The following is a 6,469-nucleotide window of genomic DNA, read 5'->3' on the forward strand; positions in this document are numbered from 1 at the left end:
CAGGATCAATAAGGTAGAATAATAGAAAAAGATAGCAGGAGGAATGACGATGAATCATTTTAAAGGAAAGCAATTTCAGCAGGATGTGATTATTGTAGCCGTGGGCTACTATCTTCGTTATAACCTTAGCTATCGTGAAGTTCAAGAAATCTTATATGATCGTGGCATTAACGTTTCTCATACGACGATTTATCGTTGGGTGCAAGAATATGGCAAACTACTCTATCAAATTTGGAAAAAGAAAAATAAAAAATCCTTTTATTCATGGAAAATGGATGAAACGTACATCAAAATTAAAGGAAAATGGCATTATTTGTATCGAGCCATCGATGCAGATGGTTTAACCTTGGATATTTGGTTACGTAAAAAACGGGACACACAAGCAGCCTATGCTTTTCTTAAGCGGTTAGTGAAGCAGTTTGATGAACCGAAGGTTGTAGTCACAGATAAAGCCCCCTCTATTACAAGTGCCTTTAAGAAACTAAAAGAATACGGCTTTTATCAAGGGACAGAACATCGTACCATTAGATACCTGAATAATTTGATTGAACAAGACCATCGTCCAGTAAAGAGACGCAATAAATTCTATCGAAGTTTACGCACTGCCTCTACCACGATTAAAGGCATGGAAGCCATCCGAGGATTATATAAGAAAACCCGAAAAGAAGGCACTCTCTTCGGGTTTTTGGTCTGTACTGAAATCAAGGTATTATTGGGAATCCCAGCTTAAATCATAGATACCGTAAGGGATTTTATTCTTTATTTAAAACTTTGCAACAGAACCGGCCGGATGAACTCGCCGCTACAAGCCACTTCCTGTCCTGGTATGTTAATCAGGCCAAGACTGAACACTGGTCGCCTGATGCAGCCGTTGGCGCCGCACGGCGAGCCAAGCTATTCACCCCTGAGGAGATGGTGTGCACAACCACTTTATATCGCTACATCGATGATCAACGCTTAGAAATTCGGAACATCGATCTCGTGGAGAAGGCAAATCGGCGGACCAAGCAACACAAGAGCACTAAGCATAAGCGCCTAGCCGGCCGCAGTATTGAGAAGCGTCCTAAGGCTGTCGAACGCCGCAAGCAGTTCGGACATTGGGAGATGGATACCGTTGTCGGGAAACGCAATGGCCGTGAGAGCGTCATCCTTAGCCTGATTGAGCGGAAGACTCGTTGCCAACTTCTCCGACTGATCGACGGCCGAGACTCGGACTCTGTGGAGTTTGCGTTACGAGAAATCAAGCTTGAGTGGGGTGACTGTCTGCGCACGATTACCGCAGACAATGGCCCGGAGTTCTCGACTCTGAATAAGGCCTTTGAGGACACAGATACAGACATCTTCTACGCGCATTCATACACCTCTCCAACAAGGCCCACAATCGCATGATTAGACGTGACTACCCAAGAGGCGAGTCGCTGGATGATGTTAGTCCCAGCCAGGTGCTGGCTACCCAAGACCGTCTTAACGGGCTTCCCCGGAGAAAGCTAGACTACCGTATCCCCCAGGAGTGTTTTGAGACCGAAGTGCGCCGGACTCGGCGTTCAGCACAACACGTAAGCTAAACAATGAACCACTCATAAGATAACAGGCTGTTCTTGGGAGTGTCTCAACACCCCGGCTAACTTGTTCTTGCAATTTGGGATAATAAATCTTCAGCATTTGCCTCAGTAACACGAGTGATGGTGATCGCCATGGCATTGGGCCTCCTTGAATTTGCCTTGAGCTTACCTTGCTGACGACGGTATTGCAAGACCACGAATTCTTTCCTTACATTAGCTAAAACTTCGACTATAATTATTTTGGAGGCGAGTACATGTTTTTAGATCATCGAACCATTCGCAAATTTTCCACGCAACAAGTTGACCCGCAATGCTTGAACCGCCTGATCACTGTGGCCCAACATACTGCAACCTCACATTTCTTGCAGTCTTTTAGCATTATTCATATCACCGATTCCGCACTGCGTTCACAAATCGCCGCCATCAGCCACCAAACTTATGTCGATGGCAATGGTGAATTATTGATTTTCGTGGCGGATCAATACCGCGCAGACCTATGCGCCGACCACCCTAACCAACTCAGCTCAACGGATAAATTTATCCAAGCCGCATCGGATACTTTATTGGCGGCAGAAAACCTCGTCGATGCCGCTGAAAATCAAGGGTTAGGAACCGTGATTTTAGGCAGTATCCTCAATGATCCAAAACAATTGATCTCCCTGCTTCACCTACCGAACCTCACCTTCCCGATTTGTGGCGTGATTGTCGGCTATCCCGATCAAAAACCAAACTTCAAGCCGCGCATGCCGCAAAGCTTAATGAGCTTCGACAATACTTATCATTTACCTGACGACTGGAAAACGCAACTAACAGATTACGACCACGTGATTCAGCATTACTATGCGACCCGCGATACCAATCAGCGCGAAGAAAACTTCTCCCATTTGTTAGCTAACGGTGCCGCCCATACGCCGAAAAAGCGCAGCGAACTACTCGATGCCTTGCATCAACAAGGGTTCTGTTTGAAATAACAGGATAATAAATCGATTCATCTTTTAATTTTAATTTGTGTCTTGTCAAGTGTCATGCGACAATCATCTCTAGGCAGCTGCCTCCAAAGGGGGTGTTGTCTTTGTTGAAGGATCTATTCACAGTCGTTGTCGGCCCTGTGGAGGTCGTCCTGGCCGGCAGTCGAGCAAAAAAGAATAGTTCAATTAGTGGAACCGAGAAAGACTTGACACATACAAACGCCATTTTGTATTTGAAAAAGCGCTACCATTTATGGTATGATAAAGGTGTGCAGAGAAGATTTAGGAGGCGTTGTTATGGAAATTAAAAATGTGGTAGTTGCTGGCGCCGGTGTGTTGGGGAGTCAAATTGCCTTTCAGATGGCCCGCTGTGGTTACCAGGTCAAGATTTGGAACCGGCATATTGACCGGGCCGAGAAGCGACTGGCGGCAATCAAGGCGCCGTTTATGAAAGAAATGCAAGCGACCGCGGATGACTATCAGGCGGCCTGTGATAATATTACTAGTATTAGTAATGACCTGGCGGCAACCGTTGCCGATGCCGACTTGGTCATTGAATCGGTTTCTGAGTCAGTAGAGATTAAAAAGGCCTTTTACAGTGAGCTTTGTCCACTGTTACCAGAAAAGACGATCATCACTAGTAATTCATCAACCTTCGTACCAAGTGAACTGGTTGCTTTTACTGATCGGCCAGCTAAGTTTGCCCACTTACACTTTGCTAACCATATCTGGAAACATAATGTTGCTGAAATTGTGGGCAGCCCGAAGACGGCAGCGGCAGTTATTGACGACCTGGTTGCATTTGCCCGTTCAATTAAGATGGTTCCGGTGGTATTAAAGAAGGAACAGCATGGTTACATCATGAATGCGTTACTGGTGCCATTGTTAATGCAGCGATGGCGCTATGGGCTAATGGCGTTGCCGACCCCCATACGATTGATAAGGATTGGATGATTTCCAATGGTTCACCATTGGGACTGTTTATGATTCAAGATATCGTGGGGCTACGGACGACTTATGCAGTGGTTAATAACCAGTATGAGCAGACCCACAATGAGCTCTTTAAAAAGATTGCCGATAAGCTAAAGCCAATGATTGCGGCGGGCCATACCGGTGTTGAGGCGGGACAAGGCTTCTATCACTATCCTGACTCTGAATTCAAAGATCCCGACTTTTTTAAGTAGAATTAAAACCGAATAATACTCTGCACTGATGTTTCAGCTAGCCTGATTTAGGAAGGAAGTAGTTATTATGGAACCGTATAAGGTGATTATTTGGGGATTAGGTAATGTTGGTCGAGCCGCCGTACGGATGATCGGTGAACGTCAATCGGTTCAGCTGGTGGCGGCCGTTGATAATGATCCTGAAAAGATCGGTAAGGACGCAGCTGGTTTATTTGGCTTTCCGGAAATTGGTGTTAAGGTTACTGACGATATTGACGCGGCCTTAAAGTTAGATGCTGACGTGGTACTAGTTTATACTCCGCTCCGTCATGATCCTGAGACTGGCGCATTTACACCAAGTGCAGAAGATATGGTTAAGGTTTTAAATGCTAAGAAAAATTGTATTACAACTATCCCGCTATACTACTCACAAGTTACTACACCGGACTTATATAAGATGATCAATACGGCCGCACAAAAGAATGGGGTTACGTTCATGCCGAGTGGCCTATTACCAGGCTTTTACGCTTCCCACCTTCCCCTGTACCTGTGTAACCTCGTCGACCACGTTGATGAATTAACCGTTCAATCGGGTGAAGATGATCAGGATAATACCTCTAGTTGGGTGAAGGTCTTCGGCTATGGGATGGATCCAGACAAGTTCCCTCAGGACAAGTTAAAGGCTGGAATTGCGGCCTATTATATTGCAGCGGTCTATGAAATGGGTGATCGGCTGGGTCTTAAATTTGATGATGTTAAGGTTTCCCATGAGGTCTTTACGGCACCGCATGACCTTCAAACCAGGGGGTTTGGCGTCGTTAAGAAGGGAACGATGATGGGCCACCGTTTCATTATGAGTGGCTACGTTAAAGGAGAAAAGAAAGTTAGCTTAATCTATGTTCATAAAATCTGCAATGATGTTGTGAAGGAGCCCGCCATTGATAACCATATTCATATCGCCGGGATCCCAACAATCGACGTTGAAGTACAGAATATGATGCCACTGGAGGAGAGTTATGTAACCAGTGCCGCTCCAAGTGTCGATGTTATTCCGCAATGTGTTAACGCCCCAGCTGGTTATCAACATGTATTAGACCAGCCAACTATGATGCCACTGGTTTAATACCGCAGAACCGACGAGGCAATAAATACACAGATGGGGCTATGACTTAAGTCGGTTGGATAAATCAAAAGCCAACAGCACAATACACAAATGGCCTCAAACGTTTGCGAAGCTCGAACGTTTGAGGCCATTTGTACTCACAAGGGTACGCCCCTGCCTACTCTTCTTTCTTATTCTGGGTCTTTGTCAAATCGTATTGGTGAAGATAATATGGAACACATTTACTTCGGTAAATGTGTTTTTTATTTATAAATTAAAGCAATGCGGGTAAAGAAGTTTTCTCTATTTCGAAATCCATAACAATTACGTTTTAAGACTTTTATTTTGCGGTTGATACCTTCTAAGGGGCCATTGGAATATTGGAAAAGACAGCTATTAATGACGGCAATTTTATTTTTTCTAAGAGTTGCCATAACCGTATCCATTTCTGTGTGTGTTACACGATAATGATTAAGTAATGTAGTCATTCTTTTAGAGTCACCTGTACGAATAGCCTGTAAAAGATCTTGATATATTTGATAAACAACTTTGAATTGAGGCGACTGATCAAGACCTAAATCAATGGCATTCTGCTGGGTCATATATTCATTGACGCCAAACAGATATCTAACTCTAGTAGCGTCAATCTCTGTTGCCTGTAAATGAAAAAGTTTCCATTGTGATTTAAGAATCCGATGGATTCTTGAATGCGTATCAGGTACTGTTTGAACTAAGTTAACACGTTCTTTATATAAAGCTTTACCGGCTAACTGGACAATATGAAAACGATCAATAATGACTTTGGCGTTTGGGAATAACCGATGAATGAAGCTGGCATAGGCAGCATTCATATCAACGACTACCGACAAAACATTACCGCGTTCGACTAATGAAAAATGACTTTCAAAATAGTCAATAATACTTTTACTGAGACGATCTTTCAGTAAAACGACGCGCTCATGCGTAACTGAGTCACAGCAATTGAAAGACATTAATTTTTGGCAGGAACGAAACTCATCAAAACAAAGGTGTTCAGGTAATATTTTAATCCGGTAGGATTGATGAACCTCGTTATTAATAATCCTTTGAACACTGGAGCAAGAAATAGCAAGTATTTCAGCAATTGTTTGGGTCTACACTTTCTGGTATTGGTGAATAACCAATGCCAGTTTTTTTATCTCTTTTCGGAAAAAATAAAGGACATCTGTCCTCTTTATGTTACGATTTAAGCGCCTAAACCAAATCGAAAAGAGGTATACAGATGTCCCAATTAAATTCTATCCTAAGTTTGTTCGAAATTACAGACCCAAATATATTTATTACCGGTATTTCCCAATCTACTGATCAAAATGGCCTTCATATCCATAGGATTCATGCAACACTCATTAACACACCAATCTGTTGCCCTCACTGTAATTCGGAGTCCCTCATTAAAAATGGTAAGCACTTGAGTCATATTCGTTTAGGAACCTTAAATGGTGGTCGCTATGAATTAGAGCTGAGTCGTCAAAGGTATCTTTGTCATAATTGTCAAAAAACTTGTGGTGCCAAAACAACCATCGTTCAAATGAATCATACCTTCTCTAATAATATCAACCATCAAGTAATTCAACTCGCACGAAAAAGTATCACTGCTAAAACAATTGGTTCTATACTTTTTCCTGTTGATAGCTT

The 6,469-nt window shown here is 43.2% G+C and carries 5 protein-coding genes and 2 pseudogenes; 6 read left to right on the forward strand and 1 reads right to left on the reverse strand.

Going from position 1 to position 6,469, the window contains the following annotated elements; genetic code table 11:
• The first annotated feature begins 49 nt into the window (after nucleotides 1-49).
• The 5 genes and pseudogenes from FC65_RS07970 (at nucleotide 50) to FC65_RS07995 (ending at nucleotide 4,816) form a co-directional block, all read left to right on the forward strand.
• Nucleotides 50-730, forward strand: coding sequence for an IS6-like element IS1216 family transposase (locus tag FC65_RS07970; RefSeq protein ID WP_056972221.1), 681 nt, complete (start codon nucleotides 50-52; stop codon nucleotides 728-730).
• Nucleotides 731-771: 41 nt separating this feature from the next.
• Nucleotides 772-1,565 (forward strand): annotated as a pseudogene (locus tag FC65_RS07975) (IS30 family transposase); the annotation flags it as partial.
• 251 nt (nucleotides 1,566-1,816) lie between these two features.
• Complete coding sequence (locus FC65_RS07980) at nucleotides 1,817-2,533, forward strand: nitroreductase family protein (RefSeq protein WP_056972224.1); 717 nt, start codon at nucleotides 1,817-1,819, stop codon at nucleotides 2,531-2,533.
• A 294-nt stretch (nucleotides 2,534-2,827) separates the two neighbouring features.
• Nucleotides 2,828-3,714, forward strand: a pseudogene (locus FC65_RS07990) (3-hydroxyacyl-CoA dehydrogenase).
• A gap of 67 nt (nucleotides 3,715-3,781) precedes the next feature.
• A complete protein-coding gene (locus FC65_RS07995) occupies nucleotides 3,782-4,816 on the forward strand; it encodes a hypothetical protein (protein ID WP_056972228.1) in 1,035 nt (344 codons plus the stop codon).
• Nucleotides 4,817-5,058: 242 nt separating this feature from the next.
• Here FC65_RS07995 and FC65_RS08000 read toward each other — a convergent pair whose 3' ends face one another.
• Nucleotides 5,059-5,919 (reverse strand): ISL3 family transposase, encoded by an 861-nt coding sequence (locus FC65_RS08000; RefSeq protein ID WP_156408603.1) that lies wholly within the window; start codon nucleotides 5,917-5,919, stop codon nucleotides 5,059-5,061.
• A 137-nt stretch (nucleotides 5,920-6,056) separates the two neighbouring features.
• On the opposite strand from FC65_RS08000, the gene FC65_RS11580 reads away from it, so the two are divergent.
• On the forward strand, nucleotides 6,057-6,469 hold a 413-nt coding region (locus tag FC65_RS11580), incomplete at its 3' end, for a transposase family protein (RefSeq protein WP_162257056.1).

Origin of the sequence: Ligilactobacillus acidipiscis DSM 15836 (assembly GCF_001435755.1) — a bacterium.
GTDB lineage: Bacteria > Bacillota > Bacilli > Lactobacillales > Lactobacillaceae > Ligilactobacillus > Ligilactobacillus acidipiscis.

Excerpts from the sequence above, each read along its gene's own strand:
- FC65_RS07995 (WP_056972228.1), top strand. The coding sequence starts at position 3,782 with ATGGAACCGTATAAGGTGATTATTTGGGGATTAGGTAATGTTGGTCGA.
- FC65_RS07970 (WP_056972221.1), top strand. The coding sequence starts at position 50 with ATGAATCATTTTAAAGGAAAGCAATTTCAGCAGGATGTGATTATTGTA.
- FC65_RS07980 (WP_056972224.1), top strand. The coding sequence starts at position 1,817 with ATGTTTTTAGATCATCGAACCATTCGCAAATTTTCCACGCAACAAGTT.